17 protein-coding genes are annotated in these 19,243 nt (G+C 36.4%); 13 read left to right on the top strand and 4 right to left on the bottom strand.

What is annotated here, in order from left to right:
- Nucleotides 1-28: 28 nt before the first annotated feature.
- Nucleotides 29-964 (bottom strand): mechanosensitive ion channel family protein, encoded by a 936-nt coding sequence (locus tag KUI_RS02920; protein ID WP_013522349.1) that lies wholly within the window; start codon nucleotides 962-964, stop codon nucleotides 29-31.
- Nucleotides 965-1,014: 50 nt separating this feature from the next.
- Here KUI_RS02920 and mutS point away from each other — a divergent pair, with 50 nt between their 5' ends.
- Both mutS and KUI_RS02910 read left to right on the top strand, forming a co-directional pair.
- On the top strand, nucleotides 1,015-3,636 hold the full coding sequence (gene mutS / locus KUI_RS02915) for a DNA mismatch repair protein MutS (protein WP_014840266.1): 2,622 nt from the start codon (nucleotides 1,015-1,017) through the stop codon (nucleotides 3,634-3,636).
- A gap of 8 nt (nucleotides 3,637-3,644) precedes the next feature.
- Nucleotides 3,645-4,820: a JmjC domain-containing protein gene (locus KUI_RS02910; protein WP_014840265.1), complete on the top strand. Its 1,176-nt coding sequence runs from the start codon at nucleotides 3,645-3,647 to the stop codon at nucleotides 4,818-4,820.
- A 41-nt stretch (nucleotides 4,821-4,861) separates the two neighbouring features.
- On the opposite strand, the gene KUI_RS02905 is transcribed toward KUI_RS02910, so the two are convergent.
- Nucleotides 4,862-6,325, bottom strand: a complete 1,464-nt coding sequence (locus KUI_RS02905; RefSeq protein ID WP_014840264.1) for an aminoacyl-histidine dipeptidase — start codon at nucleotides 6,323-6,325, stop codon at nucleotides 4,862-4,864.
- A gap of 99 nt (nucleotides 6,326-6,424) precedes the next feature.
- Between KUI_RS02905 and leuS the strand changes: the two genes are divergently transcribed.
- The 11 genes from leuS (at nucleotide 6,425) to KUI_RS02850 (ending at nucleotide 17,343) form a co-directional block, all read left to right on the top strand.
- The gene (gene leuS, locus KUI_RS02900) at nucleotides 6,425-9,079 is read left to right on the top strand and encodes a leucine--tRNA ligase (RefSeq protein ID WP_044954039.1); all 2,655 of its coding nucleotides are present in this window, start codon (nucleotides 6,425-6,427) and stop codon (nucleotides 9,077-9,079) included.
- An 82-nt stretch (nucleotides 9,080-9,161) separates the two neighbouring features.
- Nucleotides 9,162-9,611, top strand: a complete 450-nt coding sequence (locus KUI_RS02895) for an LPS-assembly lipoprotein LptE (protein WP_013522344.1) — start codon at nucleotides 9,162-9,164, stop codon at nucleotides 9,609-9,611.
- Nucleotides 9,612-9,614: 3 nt separating this feature from the next.
- Nucleotides 9,615-10,658, top strand: coding sequence for a DNA polymerase III subunit delta (gene holA, locus KUI_RS02890; protein ID WP_014840262.1), 1,044 nt, complete (start codon nucleotides 9,615-9,617; stop codon nucleotides 10,656-10,658).
- An 8-nt stretch (nucleotides 10,659-10,666) separates the two neighbouring features.
- Nucleotides 10,667-11,092, top strand: coding sequence for a CopD family protein (locus KUI_RS02885; protein ID WP_013522342.1), 426 nt, complete (start codon nucleotides 10,667-10,669; stop codon nucleotides 11,090-11,092).
- Nucleotides 11,089-12,420: a THUMP domain-containing class I SAM-dependent RNA methyltransferase gene (locus tag KUI_RS02880; RefSeq protein ID WP_014840261.1), complete on the top strand. Its 1,332-nt coding sequence runs from the start codon at nucleotides 11,089-11,091 to the stop codon at nucleotides 12,418-12,420. The genes KUI_RS02885 and KUI_RS02880 overlap by 4 nt, the downstream gene beginning before the upstream one ends.
- Nucleotides 12,413-12,907: an RDD family protein gene (locus tag KUI_RS02875; protein WP_013522340.1), complete on the top strand. Its 495-nt coding sequence runs from the start codon at nucleotides 12,413-12,415 to the stop codon at nucleotides 12,905-12,907. The genes KUI_RS02880 and KUI_RS02875 overlap by 8 nt, the downstream gene beginning before the upstream one ends.
- Before the next feature lie 63 nt (nucleotides 12,908-12,970).
- The gene (locus KUI_RS02870) at nucleotides 12,971-14,374 is read left to right on the top strand and encodes an AMP-binding protein (protein ID WP_044953945.1); all 1,404 of its coding nucleotides are present in this window, start codon (nucleotides 12,971-12,973) and stop codon (nucleotides 14,372-14,374) included.
- 8 nt (nucleotides 14,375-14,382) lie between these two features.
- Nucleotides 14,383-14,940 carry a gamma carbonic anhydrase family protein gene (locus KUI_RS02865; protein WP_014840258.1) on the top strand — a complete coding sequence of 186 codons (558 nt, stop codon included), beginning with the start codon at nucleotides 14,383-14,385 and terminating at the stop codon, nucleotides 14,938-14,940.
- Nucleotides 14,906-15,826 carry an Hsp33 family molecular chaperone HslO gene (gene hslO, locus KUI_RS02860; RefSeq protein WP_013522337.1) on the top strand — a complete coding sequence of 307 codons (921 nt, stop codon included), beginning with the start codon at nucleotides 14,906-14,908 and terminating at the stop codon, nucleotides 15,824-15,826. The genes KUI_RS02865 and hslO overlap by 35 nt, the downstream gene beginning before the upstream one ends.
- An 84-nt stretch (nucleotides 15,827-15,910) precedes the next feature.
- A complete protein-coding gene (locus KUI_RS02855) occupies nucleotides 15,911-16,573 on the top strand; it encodes a TadE/TadG family type IV pilus assembly protein (protein ID WP_013522336.1) in 663 nt (220 codons plus the stop codon).
- Nucleotides 16,574-16,605: 32 nt separating this feature from the next.
- Nucleotides 16,606-17,343: a helix-turn-helix domain-containing protein gene (locus tag KUI_RS02850; RefSeq protein ID WP_013522335.1), complete on the top strand. Its 738-nt coding sequence runs from the start codon at nucleotides 16,606-16,608 to the stop codon at nucleotides 17,341-17,343.
- On the opposite strand, the gene KUI_RS02845 is transcribed toward KUI_RS02850, so the two are convergent.
- Nucleotides 17,344-17,661 carry a FixH family protein gene (locus tag KUI_RS02845; protein ID WP_013522334.1) on the bottom strand — a complete coding sequence of 106 codons (318 nt, stop codon included), beginning with the start codon at nucleotides 17,659-17,661 and terminating at the stop codon, nucleotides 17,344-17,346. It abuts the gene before it with no gap.
- 2 nt (nucleotides 17,662-17,663) lie between these two features.
- Nucleotides 17,664-19,220, bottom strand: a complete 1,557-nt coding sequence (gene ccoG / locus KUI_RS02840; RefSeq protein WP_014840257.1) for a cytochrome c oxidase accessory protein CcoG — start codon at nucleotides 19,218-19,220, stop codon at nucleotides 17,664-17,666.
- Nucleotides 19,221-19,243: the final 23 nt, after the last annotated feature.

The raw sequence follows: 19,243 nt of genomic DNA, 5'->3' as shown, positions 1-19,243 counted from the left end.
TGGGCTTTTCAATAACTGTACAAATTAATTAAGAATTTTTAAGTTTAGGTTGATCTGTAGAAGATATGGATTTGGTTTGATCAACCGTTTTTGAAGAAGAACCTATACTAGTTGTAGCTTCATACATAGCCTCCCTTAAGGCATTTGGACTTTGAAAGGTTTGTAGTTGAATAGGCACTGGTAATTTAAATCCATTTTGTTCTAAATATTTACGAATATCCTTCATTAATTTAGCTTGTAAATCCCAGAATACACTTGCATCAGCCCATACCCTTGCGGTCACAATGACTACTGAATCTTTGTATTCAGTAACTAATACTTCATGTTTAGGTGATGTAAGTACATCCGCATCATGAGAAATTAAATCATTTAATACTTTTATAGCTTTGTCCAAATCATCCCCATAGCTGATTGGTATTTGAAGATCCATACGACGTTGCTTAGATTTACTAAAGTTGGTGATTTGGCTACCCCAAACTACACTATTTGGAACAGTAACCTGCATACCATCAAGCTTAACTAGTTTAGTTAAGAATAAACCTACTTCGACTACGGTTCCAGATACATCTGTTGCATGAATAGTAATGTAATCACCTGAATTAAGTGGTCGCAGAGCAATAAGCATGATTCCAGAGGCAATATTTTGCAATGTTCCTTGTAACGCAAGACCGATAGCTAAGCCAGCTGCACCCAAAGCAGCTATTAATGATGCTGTTTCTACTCCAAATTGAGTCAGAACAATAAGAACAACAACAACCCTAACAGCCCATACTGCTATGGCTGTAATCATAGGCATTGCCGTGCGGTCTACTGCCTTAGTTTTAGTAAGAACGCCTTTTAAACCTTTCCCTACCAAATTAGAAATCATCCAGCCAATAACTAAAATAGCAGCTGCTGATAAAAAATTTACTAAAAATTTGTTAATCCAAGGTCCCCATTCTGTCCATAAATGATGTGTATTCATGAAAAAACCTTTAAAAGTTAAAATAGATTTAATAATTTTAAATGATTAGTATGAATAAAAAATTTATACCGCCGGACATTGCCACCCTAACGCCTATGATGCAGCAGTATTTCAATCTGAAATCACAAGCAGGTGATGGCGTGTTGCTCTTTTTCCGTATGGGTGATTTTTATGAAATGTTCTACGAGGATGCAGAGATCGTTTCACGTATACTTAATCTAACTCTTACAAAAAGAGGTCATTCTGGGGGCAATGATATACCGATGGCAGGCATACCTGTACAATCGCTTGATCAGTACCTTTCCAGATTGGTGGCACAAGGTTTATCTGTAGCGATTGGAGAACAAATAGGTGATCCAGCACTTTCAAAAGGTCCAGTAGAAAGAAAAATAGTTCGAATTATTACACCAGGTACGATTACAGATGAAAGTCTGCTACCTCAAAAGTCAGATAGACCAATTATGTGCTTGTATTCTAAAGGATCATTTGTTGGGCTATCATGGCTCACACTTGCAAATGGGAATTTTGAAACAACAGAGGTTCCAAATAAATCACTTGATACAGAACTTTTTAGACTCAATCCTGCAGAAATAATAATACCTGAAGGAAGTGACTACAAATTCACATACAAATGTACGATTACAAAAATACCAGATTGGCATTTTGATCTTAAGGAATGTTCAAATAGATTAAAAACTTTTTTTAATCTTGATGATCTCAATATTTTTGGTTTAGGAAATAGAAATTCTCTAAGCATTATTACATCGGGATGTTTATTAAGATACATTCAAAAAACACAAGATGTAAATCTGGGGCACATAGGAAAAATAAGTTTTTCTAAAGACTCAAACTTTATAAGCCTTGATCCTTATACCCGTAAAAACTTGGAATTGACTGAGTCGCTTACCTCTAGCTCTGGTCCTACTTTGTTTTCAACATTAGATAATTGTGAAACTGGTATGGGCAGTAGATTATTGAGAAACTGGATACACAATCCCCTTATAAGTAATTCTCAAATAATTGAAAGACAAAAATTAATAAATCAATTTTTAGAGCCCTCTAATTCTAATTATGGATTTAGTGAAATTATTAAAGAATTAAAGTCAAAGCTTAAAACAATAACTGATATTGAACGTTTGAGCACTAGAGTGGCTATGTTTACAATCAAGCCAAAAGAATTAGCAAAACTGAGAGATAGTTTAGAAACCTTAGAATATTTAAAGGATTTTCTTATTCAACACTTCTCAAATTTAAATCTGGATTTAAACATTATTCCTAAATCCAATGATTTGAAAGATTTGCTAATTAAAGCTATAGCAACAGAACCTTCTACTATGATTCGTGATGGAGGTGTAATTGCTAAAGGATACGACAAAGAACTAGATGAGCTTAGAGACATAAGTTCAAATAACGGTTCTTTTTTAATTGAATATGAATCAAAACTTAAAAGTGAAACTGGTATCAATCTACTAAGAGTTGAATTTAATCGGGTACAAGGTTTTTTTATTGAAATTCCTAAATCTCAAATTGATCGCATTCCACAATCATTTAGGCGTAAGCAAACTCTTAAAAATGTAGAGCGTTACATAACTCCTGAACTAAAACAATGGGAAGACAAAATATTGTCAGCTGATGATCGGGCTATCAAACGTGAAAAAAATTTATTTGATCAACTTATTGAAAACCTACAAATTTGGGTTTCATTGTTGCAAGAATTAGGGAAACTAATTGCAAAAATAGATGTGTTTTCGGCTCTTGCGTTTCATGCATATAACAATAATTGGGTTAAACCAGAGATTGTTGATGATATTGTTATTTCTATACAAAAAGGTCGTCATCCAGTTGTAGAACGCACAATCGAAAAATTTACTGCTAATGACTGTTTTCTGAATTCTAATGATAGGATGCAGATTATTACGGGACCAAATATGGGTGGTAAATCCACCTATATGAGGCAGACTGCACTTATTGTTCTACTAGCAAGAATGGGATCTTATGTACCAGCTGAGAAAGCGGACATAGGTAAAATCGATGCAATTTTTACTAGGATTGGTGCTGCTGATGATTTGGCTGGAGGTCGTTCAACTTTTATGGTTGAGATGATTGAAGCCGCTTCTATATTGGCAAATAGTACAAGCTCTAGTTTGGTTTTAATGGATGAAATTGGTCGGGGTACGTCAACATATGATGGTTTATCGTTGGCTTGGGCGATTGCATGCAGATTATTAAATCACAATAAATCACTTACTCTTTTTGCCACTCATTATTTTGAATTAACTACACTGGCTGATGAATGCGTAGGCATTGCCAACGTGCATTTAAGTGCAGTTGAATCATCTGAGGGTTTGATATTCATGCATGAGGTGCAAAGTGGTCCTGCAAATAAAAGCTATGGTATACAGGTAGCTCAAAAAGCTGGTTTACCTGCATCAGTTATAAAGCAAGCTCAAAATGTACTAGAAAAATTAAATAAATCAAACTCGCAGCAATTAGATTTATTTAATATTCAGACGAATGATATCAATATTAGCTTTGAGGACCCTATTGATGTGAAATCTAAACTAAATGAGATTCGTTCTTTTATTAATAATATTGATCCAGACAGTATAAGTCCTAGAGAAGCACATGAGTTGCTTTATAAATTAAAGGAATTTTCTACTAATTTAAATTGAGGTTGATTATGGAATATGACAAACCTATGCAATTGCTTGGTGGCTTGAGTCCAAATGAATTTATGAGGGATTATTGGCAAAAAAAACCTCTACTTATTAGGCAGGCATTTCCTGATTTCAAGATGCCTATCCCTTTAGAGAAATTAAGGACATTGGCATCATTCGAAGGAGTTGAATCCCGTCTAGTACGTCGAGATAATGAACAATGGCTATTAGATCGTGGTCCATTAGACGATATACCTTCATCTGAGACTCCAAATTGGTCCTTGCTTGTACAGAGTATGGATGTACATGAACAAAGCTTTTATGATATGGCACAAAAGTTTAGTTTCATACCTTATGCGAGGTTTGATGATGTTATGATCAGCTTAGCATCCTTTGGTGGTGGAGTTGGTCCACACTTTGATACTTATGATGTGTTTTTACTGCAAGGACATGGAATAAGAAATTGGAAAATTAGTCAGCAAGAAGATCAAGAACTGATTCCTGATCTTCCTTGTAGAATTTTGAAGAACTTTAAACCTGAGCAGGAGTGGGTATTGCAGCCTGGCGATATGCTTTATCTACCACCTCAATGTGCTCATGATGGAGTAGCTGAAACTGCCGATTGCGTAACCATTTCCTTTGGATTTAGAACACTTTCTCTAGCTAACATGGCTCGCGGTGTTCTTGAAGCGGCTATAGATCAAATTAGCATTCAGTCTGGCTTGGGTATTGGTCTATATTCACAGCCAGTAATAGACGGTTTTAGCGTAGAGGGATTGTATTCAGACCCAAATCAAAATGCCCCCCTTAACCCAGCTCAAATTCCTGAAAGCATGATAGAAAAATCTCTTGAAGCTTTAAACAAAATTAAATTTAACGATAAGCTAGCTTCCAGATTTCTTGGATGTTGGCTGACTGAGCCAAATAAGGTAGCAGAATTTGAATTTAATGAAAAAGAACTAAATATTGAGGATATGGACCCTGAAACCATTTTAAAGCTAGATAAAAAAACCAAAATGCTTTATAGAAACGATGAAGTTTACATAAATGGTGAAGTAGTCGAGGTTCCCATTAATGAAGTTTTTAAAACACTGGCTGATGAAAGACAAATAACAGCCGAATTAGCTAATACATGTGATGAAGACATCTTTGAAATTTTGCATAGGTGGCTTGATGATGGATGGCTTGTTTGTGCTTGATGATGCAATGCAATAAACCGCCCTTTTAAGGGCGGTTTATTTTAATTGCCTGGGGGATTTGCTAAAAAATTAACTAAAAGTTGCCAGCACTCCTGAACAGATCTAATTTCTACACACTCTTTAGGAGAGTGGGCTTGACGAATATTTGGACCAAAGGAAATCATCTGCATATTAGGTGCATGTTTTTTTAATATTCCACACTCAAGACCTGCATGCATAGCCTTTATTGATGGTTTTTCATCATAGTAATCCGTGAATATCTTAACCATGCTTGATAGTAAAGGAGAGTCCATCTCAGGCTGCCATGCAGGATAATCCGCAGATGACTCCATATGAGCTTGTGCCAGGTCTGCAATGCTTTTGAATTGTTGTTCAAGCCCATATTTTGAAGCATCAATCAAAGATCTCATCAGGCACTGCATTTCACATTTACCATTTGATATTTGAACAACGCCTAAACTAGTTGAAGTCTCAACTAATTCATGTGAAAAATGAGTGTTTTTTATCATTCCATTAGGGATACTAGAAATTAAATTAAGTATTCTTTTTGTTTCCGCAATGGAAGCTGAATTAGAGCCAGTGTCAGAAGTTACTGAACTAACACTTAATTGAAATGGATTTTCTGTATGTTTAAATTCTTCTGATAAAACTGGTAGTAATGAAAGGAGTTTATTTTCTATATCCCCCATAGAAAGTCCTTCTACGGACACTATAGCTGAAGCCTCACGAGGAATTGCATTACGCACAGAGCCTGCTTTTAAACTAACAAGTGCAAAATTAATATCACTTGCTAATAAAATTTTCGCAAGCATGATTATTGCATTTACCCTACCCTTATTAATATCTATCCCAGAATGCCCACCTTTGAGCCCATGCAATTTAACCTCATAAACTATTGCATCTGCCGAAAGGTCATTTTGTTCATATTCCAATTTAAGGGTTATATCGCGACCACCCGCACAGGCAACTGTAATTACTCTTTCGTCTTCGGAATCTAAATTTAATAAATACGGTGCTGACAACCAACTAGGGTTTAAGACCTCAGCACCGCCCATTCCAATCTCTTCTTCAGTAGTTAAAACTAAATCCAATTGCGGATGTGATACATTATCTGAAAACATCACTCCCAAAGCCATAGCCGCCCCGATACCATTATCCGCACCTAATGTTGTATCATTAGCGTAAACCCAACCCTCCCTTACATAAGGGGTAATAGGGTCTGTTTCAAAATTATGATTACTATCTACCCCTTTTTGAGGAACCATATCAATATGAGCTTGCATGGCAATGGCTGGATATCCCTCCATTCCCTTAGTTGCAGGTTTTTTAATTAATAAATTGTTTTTTTCATCTTGCTCTACATACAAACCAAATTCCTTAGCTTTATTGAAAATAAAGTTGCTTAAGGCTTTTTCGTGGAAACTAGGATGAGGAATACTGCAAAAATCATCGAACCACTTCCATAAAATTTTCGGTTCTAATTCAGTAATGGAGTTTGAATTCATTTATACCTCATAGATTAATTACTGCTATTAATATTACTATATCCAAATAGGCTGTGATTTATAATGAATCACTTTAAAAATAACAAAATATATTGCCAAATGTTAGACCAATATCAAGCACAACTAGTTGAAAAGCAAGCACAAAAAGAATGGAATGATGCTGACGTATATCGAGTAACTGAACACGATAAAAATTCGGATGGCACAGAAAAGCCTAAATTTTACGCATGTTCTATGCTTCCTTACCCAAGCGGAAAGCTACACATGGGTCATGTTAGAAATTACACAATTAATGATATGCTTACTAGGCAACTACGCATGAAAGGCTACAACGTGCTTATGCCTATGGGTTGGGACGCTTTTGGCATGCCCGCAGAAAATGCGGCCATAAAATCTAAAGTGCCTCCAGCAGAGTGGACATATGCAAATATCGACTATATGAAAAAACAATTGCAAGCTATGGGGTTCGCAATTGACTGGTCTAGAGAGTTTGCCGCATGTGATCCTGAGTATTACAAATGGAATCAGTGGATGTTTCTAAAGATGCTTGAAAAAGGCATTGCCTACAGAAAAACCCAAACTGTTAATTGGGATCCAGTTGATCAAACTGTACTGGCTAATGAACAGGTAGTTGATGGCAGGGGTTGGCGTTCTGGAGCCTTGATCGAAAAACGTGAAATTCCTGGTTATTATTTAAAGATTACAGACTATGCACAGGAATTGCTTGATTATGTGCAAAATGGTCTGGAAGGCTGGCCTGAACGCGTTAAGTTAATGCAGATTAATTGGTTAGGCAAAAGTGAGGGATTAAGATTTGCATTTCCACACGAAATTAAAGATGCGGATGGAAAATTAATTCAAGATGGAAAATTATACGTTTTCACCACTCGCCCAGACACCATTATGGGTGTTACATTCTGTGCTGTAGCCCCTGAACACCCCATTGCCACCCTTGCTGCTTCTAGGGATCCTAAAATAGCTTCTTTTATTGAGGAAGCAAAATTAGGTGGGACAACTGAAGCTGAAATGGCCACTAAGGAAAAATCTGGCATCCCGACTGGGCTATTTGTTACCCATCCAGTTACACAGGAAAAAATTGAGATCTGGGTAGGTAATTATGTTCTTATGTCATACGGGGACGGAGCTGTTATGGGTGTTCCTGCACATGATGAGAGGGATTTTGCATTTGCTCTTAAATACTCAATTCCTATCAAACAAGTTATATCCGTAAAAGGCGAAGAATTTAGTAATACCGAATGGAAGGATTGGTATTCCGATAAATCGAGAGGTGTGTGCATAAATTCAGGTTTACTTGATGGGCTTAACTTTAAGGATGCATTCAGAAAAATTGAAGTCTTCATGAATGAGTTAGGGCTTGGTTCTCGCCAAGAAACATGGAGACTGAGAGATTGGGGCATTTCAAGGCAAAGATATTGGGGTACGCCTATACCTATAATTCATTGTCACCATTGTGGTACTGTTCCTGTGCCCTATCAAGATTTACCTGTTGTATTACCTACCGATTTGATTCCTGATGGTAGCGGAAATCCTCTAAACAAATGTGATGAATTTATGAAATGCAAGTGTCCAAAATGTGGTTCGGACGCTAAAAGAGAAACGGATACTATGGACACGTTTGTTGATTCCTCATGGTATTACATGCGTTATGCCTCACATCACAATGACCAAGCTATGGTTGATAGCAGAACTGATTATTGGATGCCTATGGATCAATATATTGGTGGCATTGAACATGCAGTCATGCATTTGCTATATGCACGTTTTTGGTCAAAAGTTAGTAGGGATCTTGGTCTAGTTAAATTTGACGAACCATTTAAAAATTTGCTGACTCAAGGTATGGTTTTAAATCATATTTATAGTCGAAAAAATGAACGTGGTGGAATAGATTATTTCTGGCCTGACAAAGTTGAAAATGTCTATGGAGATAAAGGACAAATAGTAGGGGCCACATCCCTAGAAGATGGTCAGCCAGTTGATTATATGGGTATTGGTACCATGTCTAAATCTAAAAATAATGGTGTTGATCCTCAGTATCTAATCGATACCATGGGGGCAGATACAGCACGGTTATTTGTTATGTTTGCAAGTCCTCCCGAACAAACGCTAGAGTGGTCTAATACAGGTCTTGACGGTTCCAATAGGTTCTTAAGAAGACTATGGAATTTATGTTATTCACTCAAAGATGAGATAATACCTGACGGAGAAAGGTTTGACTTTTCAAATGCTCCAAAAGATATAAAACAATTTAGACTTAGTGTTTATCAAATTCTGAATCAAGCTGACTATGATTATGGTCGTATGCAATACAACACTGTAGTTTCAGCAAATATGAAACTTTTAAATCTTTTAGAAGATGCAAAATTTGAGGAAAGCGAATATAAAAAACCTGCTCTTAGTGAAGCTATAAGCATATTGCTCAGATTGCTTTATCCTGCTGTTCCTCACATAACTTATGTTTTATGGCAGGATTTAGGTTTTGCTAAATCATATGGTGAGATTTTGGATGCATCATGGCCTCAAGTTGATCAAAAAGCTTTAGTAGCTGATGAAATTGAAATGGTTCTCCAAATAAACGGTAAGCTTCGTGGTCAAATAACAGTACCAAATGGATCAAGCAAAGAGCAGATTGAGCAACTTGCACTCCAACATCCACAAATTGAAAGACACCTTGAAGGTCGTACTCCAAAAAAAATAATTGTTGTACCAAATAAATTGGTTAATGTAGTGGGTTAGTAAAGTGGTTAGAAATATTAAGTTCGCTTTTATTCTTTTATTTCTTATAAGCACTACCATTTTAGTGTCCTGTGGGTTTCATATGCGATCAGAAGTTGAACTTCCATTTTCTACCATTTATTCAGAACTTAATACACAAGAAAGATTTGGTGTGATGCTCAAAAGAATGCTTAAAGCTAGATCACCAAATCTTAAATTTATTGATGATCCTAAATTAGCAGACATTATCCTTGAGACTAAGGGCCTCTCTAAAGCCCGCACTCCATTATCACTTGACCCTGACGGAAAAGTAGAAGAGTATGAACTATATGTATCCTTAGAATTTAAATTATTATCAAATAAAGGTGAAGTTCTAGTCCCAAAAACTCTTATTAAAACTACACGAATTATGCCTTACAACATATTGGAATCAAATGCTGGTGATAAAGAGACAGAATTTCTATATGAAGATATGGAAAAAGAAATTGCATCTAAGTTATTTGGTCGTATCACCGCCTCCGAATTAAGTGAGAAGTTTAAAAATAAAAAATAAATTATGTATTACGATTCACTTGATAAACATATAAAAGAATCTAAGAATGGACCTGAAAGATTCTATTTAATTACTGGCGATGAAATTTTACTAAGTATAGATGCGACTGATAAATTAAGAGCTTTTTGCAGAAACCATGAATACTCGGAACGTATATCTATGGTGATGGATTCAAATAGTCCTTGGGATGATGTTCTGAATCACCTACAATCCAACTCATTATTTTCCGAGAAAAAAATTCTCGAAATCTCGGTTCCTACTGGTAAATTTGGAAAAAAAGGAGGACCCACTTTAGCTAAGTTGGCTGAATATATAGATACCCATAAACCAGATGATATCTGCGTTATTTTATCCATCCCAAAACTTGATAAAAAAACACAACAAACCAAATGGTATGTTGGTATAAAAAGCATTGCCACCTTAATAGAGATACCAAATTTAAAACGTCAAGATCTTCCAGCATGGGCTAGAAAGCTTATTAAAGCAAATAATCAAACTATCGAGGATGAAGCACTTATGCTTCTTATAGACAAAATTGAGGGCAATATCGTGGCTGCTCAGCAGGAGATAAATAAGTTGGCATTAGTAGCTGGAAAAGGTGCTAACTTAACACTTGAAACCGTGCGTGCTAGTGTCGCTGATTCGGCTCGATACGATATATTTCAACTTACTGAATCTATTCTTTTAGGTAATGTCTCTCGTAGCCTTAAGATTCTACAAGGTCTTAAACAGGAAGGTTCAGTGATTCCTCAATTGTTGCCTATGATCACACGTGAAATTAGGATTTTATATAAACTTGTTCAGGCTCAGGTCGGTGGAAAATCTATCAATTCGGTACTAAACGAACTAAGAATTTTTTCAAGTTTTCATCAAAGATATATGCAAGCTTTAAGTCGCTTAAATCTACCCAAAATTATGGGGCTTTTACAGCATGCAACTGATATAGATCAGATATCAAAGGGATATGCCGTAGATGGGCGTTTAGCTGATTCTTGGCTTGAAATGGAGCGGCTTGTTTTTAAAGCTGCTGGCAATGGACTTTTATAGGGCACTCTATGCTTTTATGGCTTAAAGTTTTTCATATTGTTTTTGTTTTATCATGGTATGTTGGGATTTTTTATTTGCCACGAATTTTTGTTAATTTAGCTAGCAATAAAGATAATCCAGTAATTTATGAATATCTCTTAGGTATGTCAAAAAGGCTCCTAAGATTTATGACTATTATCGCTGTACCAGGTATAGTTTTAGGTTTAGTATTGTGGCTAAATTACTATTGGAAAAGTGGTCCATGGATGCACGTAAAATTAGTTTTAGTTTTGGGTGTAATTTTTTATCATCATCTATGCTTTAAAATTCATAAATCCTTCGAAAACCGCACAAATACTAAATCACACAAGTATTACAGAATTTTTAATGAACTACCACTGATTTTATTAGTAGGTATAGTTTGGTTAGCGGTATTTAAAACTATCTCCTTATGACTTCTGAAAAAAAAGAGAACAACACATTAAAGCTTTCTAAACGAACTCCAAAATTTAGTAGCTCGGAAGATAAAAGAGTTAAAAGTGGAGCTCGTGCTCGAAAAGTGGCACTTAGAGAGCTTAATACAACTAAAACGACGATAAATGAACGTACTGAAACAAAAAAGAAATCCGACTATACCACTGAAGAGTTCGTTGTATTTGCTCCCTGCCCTATTGGATTAGAGGTTCCTCTTAAAAATGAATTGTTAAATCTTGGATTTTCTGACGCAGAAGTTGGGAAATCAGGTTGTAAATTCAATACCAATTGGATTGGTGTTATGAAAGCAAATCTGTACTCACGCATTGCCTCCCGTATATTAGTACAAATTGCTCATGGGGATATCAAAACCGAAGACGAGATATATGATTTAGCTAGGTCAGCACCATGGGAGCGTTGGTTTGGACCTGAACATACGCTTAGAGTTGATGTGACTGGATTAAAAAGCACATTTACAAGTTTGCAGTTTTGTAATTTAAGGGCTAAGGATGGAATTGTTGATAGATTGCGCATAAAAGAAGGTGCTCGCCCTAATATTGACAAGGCTAGACCTAGTGCAAAAGTTCACCTCTTTATAGATTCTACATCAGCAACAATTTATTTAGACACCTCTGGAGAGTCCTTGTTTAAAAGGGGCTGGAGATTGGATAAGGGCATGGCTCCTATCAGAGAAAATCTAGCTGCAGGACTTTTATCACTTGCAAATTGGACCCCAGATATCCCCCTTTACGATCCATTTTGTGGAAGCGGAACTATTCTTATTGAGGCTGCTTGGATTGCAAAAAACATACCCCCTGCACTTTTTCACCCCTTAGGATTTGAGCGTCTTCGCAATCATCCTGTAAAAATATGGCGTGAAATGAAGGCACAAGCTAAAGCTGAACTTAGGGCAGATACGCCGCTTAAATTATTTGGAACTGATATAGATAATTTCGCCCTCAAGGCTGCTCGCTCCAATATGATGAGAGCGGGTCTTGAAGAAAACGAAATTTCCTTAAAAATGCAAAATGCCCTTGAAAGCATGCCTCCTTGCGAAACGGGTATGATTTTATGCAATCCCCCTTACGGTGAACGTTTAGATGAAGAAGATAATCTGTTTTGGCGACAGTGGTCTTCTCTACTTAAAAAACAATATGCTGGTTGGGACATAAATATAATTACCAGTGACAGAGACCTACCATCCAAATTAAGACTTAAACCGAGACGTAAAACCCCTGTTTTTAATGGCGATTTAGACTGCAGACTGTTTAATTTTGAAATGGTTCAGGAGAGCTACAGAGATGCTTAAATTAGAATATGCTCGACCGACTAAACTTAAGATTTTTGCATGCTATATGTATGAAGGCATGCTTTTGCTTGCAGTTTTATTCGTTACATCTTACGCATTTGACTCATTAACTCAGAGAACCGACACAAATAAATTTTACTGGGTAAGTGAGGCTATTTTATTTTTGGCAATAGGTCTTTATTTCATTTTGTCATGGAATATTAAAGGTCAAACATTGCCAATGAAAACCTGGAATATAGGCTTAAAAACCTTTGATTCAAAAAAACCATCCCTAGGCAGAATGATTATCCGATACGTAACTGCTTGGATTATCCCACTTTTGGGGGCTTTTGTTGTCGATCAAGCATCTAAAGCTATAGGTTGGTCATCTGTGACTATTTTTGTTTTCTTCACGCCATTTTTGAATTTTGTTTATTCATGGTTTGATCCTAAGGGTCTTTTCTTGCAAGATAGGCTTTCTGGCACCTACCTTACACTAGTCAAATAAAGCTTAAATTCTTATAATAGGAAGTTATTTAATATATTGCCATTTGTGGCCATAGGCGGTTTAATGGAAGAAATTAAAACTACTAATATGCACTCTAGTCTTTATGATGATTACGAGTGGTATATACCTTCAAATTTTAATATTGCATCTGCCTGCTGTCATAGATGGGCCGCTAGTCCTCATGAAGCAAGATTAGCAGCTATTTATTTTGAGGATCAGGTCGGACAGCTTACGAGCTTGTCATATGGTCAACTTTCTGAAAAAGTTAATAAATTGGCTAACGGTTTTGTACGCATGGGTATACATCCTCAGGACCGTATCGCTATCGCACTTCAGCATTCGGCTGAAACTGCTATAACCATTTTAGCTGCCATTACTGTTGGGGCTATAGCTGTGCCTTTAGGTATTAGTGATGACTCACAGTACTATTCTAAGAGATTGTTAGACTGTGGGGCTAGAATTGCGATAGTGGATAAGCATTCATTTTCTCCTTTTTTGCATGCTGTCGACCATAACTCGCAACTTAAAAACTCTCTTAAGCAAATCATAGGGTTAAATACTGAGGATGAGCGATTAATCCCTTGGAAGTCATTGTTAGCTAGACAGCCTAAGGATTTTAATGTTATTCCTGTTAGACCAGACACGACTGCTATACTTCTTTATTCAGGAGTGGGACTTGATAGCCCAAATACAAAATCAAAAAAAGGTTCTAACTCAAATCCACAGATCGAAAAAGAAATTGTTGCCACCGTAATTTCACATGAGACTTTAATTGGTAGTTTGCCTGGATTTACATGCTCACAGGATTGGTTTCCGCAAAATAAGGACATATTTTTTACTACTTACGATTGGAGTAGTTATTATGGGCTTATGGGTGGATTACTGCCTACTTTGTATTTTGGCAGAACAATTGTGGGCTGTCCGAGCGGTCGTACAGTACCACGATTATTATCTTTGATAGAACATTATCCAGTAACTAATTTCTTCGCCTCTCCAGACGAACTAGAGCGTATTAGAGCATATTCAGGTGTTCTTTCTAGCTGTAAGTACGGTTTAAGGTGTGTCTCTACCCTTGCTGAAGGTTGCAGTTCGGCATTGGAATTTTGGCTTAGAGAATCTTCAAATTTTAGTTTTAATAAAATCCTTATGCCTGTGGGATTCTCAATTGTGATTTCTGAATCTAACGGAAAGTGGCCTTCGGAGGCTGGTAGTGCTGGTAAGGCTGTACCAGGTTATGTATTGGGTGTATTTGACCATGAGGGTAATAAGGTAAAAACCAATTCATTTGGTACATTGCACGTTAAAGAAACTGACATACACAATGACTCTTGTCCAGGTGTTAGTACCTTGAAGTGGCATACAAATTTTCTACATCCAGTACCATTAGTGGATGACCAGTGGTTTGACACAGGCATTGCCATAAAAATAGATAAAAATGGATACTACTGGCTTAAAGACACGATGTGAGGTCCTACATGCCAATTTATTCCTTAAAAGATAAAAAACCTAAAATCCACCCATCAGCATTTATCTTTGAAAATGCGATTATTATTGGGGATGTGACCATAGGACCAAAAAGTAGTGTGTGGCCAAATACCGCAATCAGAGGCGACGTTAATAAAGTCGTTATAGGTGAAGGAACTAATATTCAAGAAGGCTCAGTACTTCACGAAGCTTCAGAATATCCTTTGATTATCGGAGATTATGTAACAATCGGCCATATGGCTATGGTTCATGCTTGCACCATAGGTAATGGTTGCTTGATTGGCATGAATTCCATAATTCTAGATGGAGCTGTAATTGGAGATAATTGCATAATTGCGGCAGGAGCCATTGTTACTGAGGGTAAACAAATTCCTCCAAACTCACTTGTAGTAGGCGTTAATCAAATTAAAGGTGACGTCTCTGAGGAACTTAGAGATAGGTTTAAGCAAAACACTCTTAATTACGTAAGTTTGGGGCAAATCTACAAAACCTCTCTTAATAGACTTTCAAACGATGGATCAAGTTCAGAAATTTCTAACAATAGATAAAAGTGCACGCATTATAAGTGTAGATTTGAAAGATGCTTGGGATGATTCTTTATATGATAAAAATTATCCCGCACCATTGCCTATATATCTTGGTCAACTAACTTGTGCCTGTATCTTATTGGCTGCAAATATAAAATTTGAAGGCTCTGTAATCCTACAGATACAAAGTGATGGGGCTGTGTCTTTGGCTGTTGTAGAGTGCACAAGCGATTTTAAAATAAGGTCTACTGTAAAGCTAAATGATAAATTTCCTATCACAGATAGCTCTACTTTCACGGAACTTATAAATCATAATAATAGCGGAAGGTTTAGTGTAATCCTAGATCCAAAAGATAAAACCCAAGGTCAAAAACCTTATATTGGTGTAGTTGAAATACTAGGGGATTCTATATCTGAAAATTTATCTCATTACATGAAGCAGTCTGAGCAACTTGATAGTCTTTTGTACTTAGCTGCAAACTCAGAGAGAGCAACTGGACTACTTATACAAAGATTGCCAGAATCGGGGGGACACGAAATAAGCTCTAATCAAGCACAAGAAACTTGGGACACCCTTAAAGCACTAGCATCTACTATTAATAGTAATGAGATGCTACAAATAAATTCAAACCAGTTACTAGATAGACTTTTTTGGGAGCAAAAATTACTAGAGCATCCTGCAGAATCAGTAATCTGGTACTGTCCCTGCTCAAAATATAAAGTAGGTGATATGCTTCGTATGCTTGGTCAGTCCGAAATTGAAAGTATTCTTAAAGAGCGAAATAATATTGAAGTTAGCTGTCATTTTTGTGGGAAAATTTATAATTTTGATGCTGTAGATGCAGCTCAGCTTTTTATAGATTCAAGCAAATCTACTCCCCAAGAAAATCCTAAAACTACGCACTAAATTAAATAGGACAAATATATCCACCCTCCTTTTAATTAAAAGTGATTTGTTGCACAATCAAATCCTCAAAATGAGGATTTTGTTATGAAAATTTTTCCTTTAAAGGGTTCTAGTGCAGTTGAATTTTTGATAGCTGTAATCCCATGTTTACTACTGTCCCTTATATGTTTTGAATTTACTAGATGGTATCAGTACAAGCAGATACTTAATCTTGCTTTGTTGGAAACTGCAAGACAGGCAATGGTTGAAAATGCAAACCCTAGAGTCATAATTGAGACGTTTGAGGCGGAAACATTGCCACTATTTATTAGTAAGTCGCCCATAGCCCTGCAGAAAAAAATATTTGCTCAAAATAAAAACCTTTTCGGGAAATCATGGGTTATCGGAATCGAATCTCCAACATGTGATAATTTTAATACATGGTACGATGGACGACTAAGCCGTTTTAATCCCACTATTAATAATAGTTATCAAAAAGAGCAAGCTGATGATAAAAAAGATAGCAGTATTTTTAATGCAAATACTATTGAACTAAGTCTTATTTATCCTTACAAACCTATAGTCCCTGGAGTGCAGTTTTTGATTAAAAATTTACTTGGAAGTAGTTGGTCTTTTTCTTATAAAAGTAGGATTTTTACCGAGGGATACATCCCTATAAAAACACATGTCAGAATCTCGATGCATAGCAATCCACAGCGTTGGATACTCTTTGGTTATGAAAATGTTTTATATTCTAAAACTTGTTAAAATCAAAAAAAATTAAAATTTAAGGGATTAATTTGCTTAAACATCTTGTAGCAAAAGAGCTATCGCCAAATTGCGTTTCCTGTAAGGTTGGTAGGTTTTGTTTACCTAACGGCAAACTTCCTAACAGCTTGAAGATAACCGATGACATCATAGTTAAGGAGAGAATCCGTGTTCCAAAAAAGGAAGCTCTTTTTAAGACTGGTGATGCTTTTACTAGCCTATATGCGATACGATCAGGTTCATTTAAAACCCTTATTGAGTATTCCAATGGGCATAGCCAAATAACTGGATTTTTCTATAGGGATGAGGTGCTTGGTTTGGATGCACTAAGCCACAAGGTCCACGCATCTTATGCAGTTGCTATGGAAGATTCTGAAGTTTGTCTTCTTGCAGTCAAAGATGTTGAGCATATGATAGATGAGTATACCGAGGTACGCGATGTCATGGTTGATATTGTCGGGAGTGAAATTTCCAGATCGCATAACATGATTCTTACTCTAGGCTCACTAAATGCAGAGCAAAAGTTGGCTATGTTTTTGCAAGATACCGCACAAAAACAAGAAACTATGGGATATTCTCCTAAGAATTTTGTTTTGCGTATGCGTAGAGAAGATATTGGAAATTACTTGGGATTGACTCTAGAAACGGTAAGCAGATTATTTTCTAAGTTTTCCAAAGAAGGAATTATTCGTATACAAAATAAAAATGTTCAGATTTTAGAACCAGAAAAATTAACTGCGATTCAAAAATCTGAACCAATTCAATTTTAGTTACTTTGAACTATTAGACTTAGACTCCTTAGTTTTTGAATTCTCCTCATCACTAGGAGTACCAATTTCAAAATCCTTTTTATCTGTTTTCTTTAATAAAGTTTTAGGCAAATCAGATCCATCGCGACTTATAAATTTACCTTGCTTATAAGCATGGACTTTATTTTTGTCGTCGTAATTATCTTTAAGTGCTAAGTTAATAGTAATAATACATCCTATGACAGCCATAATAGGCCCTGCCATAAGTATCCAGGGCCAGGGTTCCTTATACCAAGGGTTAGGTTTTTTATCTAATTCTTCAAATGTTTTTTTTCTCATATTTAATTAGGTGCATAAAAGCTAGTTTCATGATCAGCTTCAAGGTCTCCTAAATCATCAGATTTTGAATTAACTTTCACTTCAAAATCGTACGATTCTCCACGTTTTAGATTATCTCCTGGTACTCGTATAACTAGTGGAATCCACTTAGATTCGAGAGGTCCAACCCTAACGTGATTATCTGAATTTTGACTCTCTGCATGCTTATGGTCAGAGTGATTACTACCCGATGAAAGCGTGTCTCTTCTGTGTTGAAGTTTCACTTCTGCACCAGGGAGTACATTTTGATCAGCAGAAACTGTGAACACTCTCGGTTCAGTAGTCATATTTGAAACTTGGATTCTATAAACATTTTCAAAAAATCCACCTTTAACTTCCCTACCAAGAGAGCCCCTATCTCGCACGATATCAACTTTTACAGGATTGTGGGAGAGCAATGAATAAGCTAGACCGCCAATTAATAAAAATAAAAGAGTCATATAGATATAGATACGAGGTCTATAAAATCTATGACGAACTTCTTTAGCTGTTAAGCCGTTATTTACGCCATATTCTGAGGAGTAACGAATCAGTCCACGAGGGTAATTAACCTTATCCATTACCTCATCACAGGCGTCAATACAGGCACCACAACCAATGCACATATACTGTAGACCATTGCGTATATCAATACCTGTAGGACAAACTTGAACGCACATAGTACAGTCAATACAATCGCCCAGTCCTTGAGCTTTGTAATCCGAACCCTTTTTACGTTTACCTCTTGGTTCGCCCCGCTTTTGATCATATGTAACGATAATAGTGTCTTTATCTATCATCACACTTTGGAAACGTGCGTATGGACACATGTATTTGCAGATATTTTCTCTTAATAATCCAGCAAATAAGAACATGATAGTGCCATAAAATATAGTCCAAAAGTATGGCCAGAAACTTAAATCCAGAGTGAATGCACGCGGAACAATATCGCGTATAGGCATAAACCAGCCTACAAGTGTTAAACCACACCAGAGTGCAAAAGCACCCCAAGCTAAATGCTTAGATGTTCTAAGAAAGATTTTACGCCCAGTCCAAGGTGAATTATCTAATTTCATCCTCTGAACACGATCCCCTTCTATATGCTTTTCAATCCACATAAAGATTTCTGTATACACAGTTTGAGGACAGGCATAACCACAAAACACCCTACCAGCTAGTGCGGTCACAAGGAAAAGTCCATAAGCTGAAATAATCAAGATAATGGCAAGATATAGTACATCCTGGGATGTAAGAACCATAGGACCAATATAAAACCTACGATTTATAACATCAAGCAAAAAAGCTTGACGTCCATTCCAATTAAACCAAGGTAGTATTAAGAAAATAAATTGCGTAAAGTACACCATGAACTGGCGTATCCTATCAAACCTTCCCTTTACTGATCTAGCGTAAATTTTGGCCGTAGTTTCCTTCATGATGCGGGCAGTTTCATCCTCGGATATAGCTATACGATGGGGCTGCCAATCAGGAGTTTCCTCTTCCCCTTGCTCTTCAATATTTTCTTGATTCTCTGTATTCATAACTTTTTTAAAGTAAAAAGACC

The sequence above is a fragment of the Taylorella equigenitalis ATCC 35865 genome (genome assembly GCF_000276685.1).
GTDB lineage: Bacteria > Pseudomonadota > Gammaproteobacteria > Burkholderiales > Burkholderiaceae_B > Taylorella > Taylorella equigenitalis.
Note: the sequence above shows the minus strand (reverse complement) of the source record. Positions and strands in the feature narration are given on the sequence as shown.

Excerpts from the sequence above, each read along its gene's own strand:
- KUI_RS02920 (WP_013522349.1), bottom strand. The coding sequence starts at position 964 with ATGAATACACATCATTTATGGACAGAATGGGGACCTTGGATTAACAAA.
- mutS (WP_014840266.1), top strand. The coding sequence starts at position 1,015 with ATGAATAAAAAATTTATACCGCCGGACATTGCCACCCTAACGCCTATG.
- KUI_RS02910 (WP_014840265.1), top strand. The coding sequence starts at position 3,645 with ATGGAATATGACAAACCTATGCAATTGCTTGGTGGCTTGAGTCCAAAT.
- KUI_RS02905 (WP_014840264.1), bottom strand. The coding sequence starts at position 6,325 with ATGAATTCAAACTCCATTACTGAATTAGAACCGAAAATTTTATGGAAG.
- leuS (WP_044954039.1), top strand. The coding sequence starts at position 6,425 with ATGTTAGACCAATATCAAGCACAACTAGTTGAAAAGCAAGCACAAAAA.
- KUI_RS02895 (WP_013522344.1), top strand. The coding sequence starts at position 9,162 with ATGCGATCAGAAGTTGAACTTCCATTTTCTACCATTTATTCAGAACTT.
- holA (WP_014840262.1), top strand. The coding sequence starts at position 9,615 with ATGTATTACGATTCACTTGATAAACATATAAAAGAATCTAAGAATGGA.
- KUI_RS02885 (WP_013522342.1), top strand. The coding sequence starts at position 10,667 with ATGCTTTTATGGCTTAAAGTTTTTCATATTGTTTTTGTTTTATCATGG.
- KUI_RS02880 (WP_014840261.1), top strand. The coding sequence starts at position 11,089 with ATGACTTCTGAAAAAAAAGAGAACAACACATTAAAGCTTTCTAAACGA.
- KUI_RS02875 (WP_013522340.1), top strand. The coding sequence starts at position 12,413 with ATGCTTAAATTAGAATATGCTCGACCGACTAAACTTAAGATTTTTGCA.
- KUI_RS02870 (WP_044953945.1), top strand. The coding sequence starts at position 12,971 with ATGGAAGAAATTAAAACTACTAATATGCACTCTAGTCTTTATGATGAT.
- KUI_RS02865 (WP_014840258.1), top strand. The coding sequence starts at position 14,383 with ATGCCAATTTATTCCTTAAAAGATAAAAAACCTAAAATCCACCCATCA.
- hslO (WP_013522337.1), top strand. The coding sequence starts at position 14,906 with ATGGATCAAGTTCAGAAATTTCTAACAATAGATAAAAGTGCACGCATT.
- KUI_RS02855 (WP_013522336.1), top strand. The coding sequence starts at position 15,911 with ATGAAAATTTTTCCTTTAAAGGGTTCTAGTGCAGTTGAATTTTTGATA.
- KUI_RS02845 (WP_013522334.1), bottom strand. The coding sequence starts at position 17,661 with ATGAGAAAAAAAACATTTGAAGAATTAGATAAAAAACCTAACCCTTGG.
- ccoG (WP_014840257.1), bottom strand. The coding sequence starts at position 19,220 with ATGAATACAGAGAATCAAGAAAATATTGAAGAGCAAGGGGAAGAGGAA.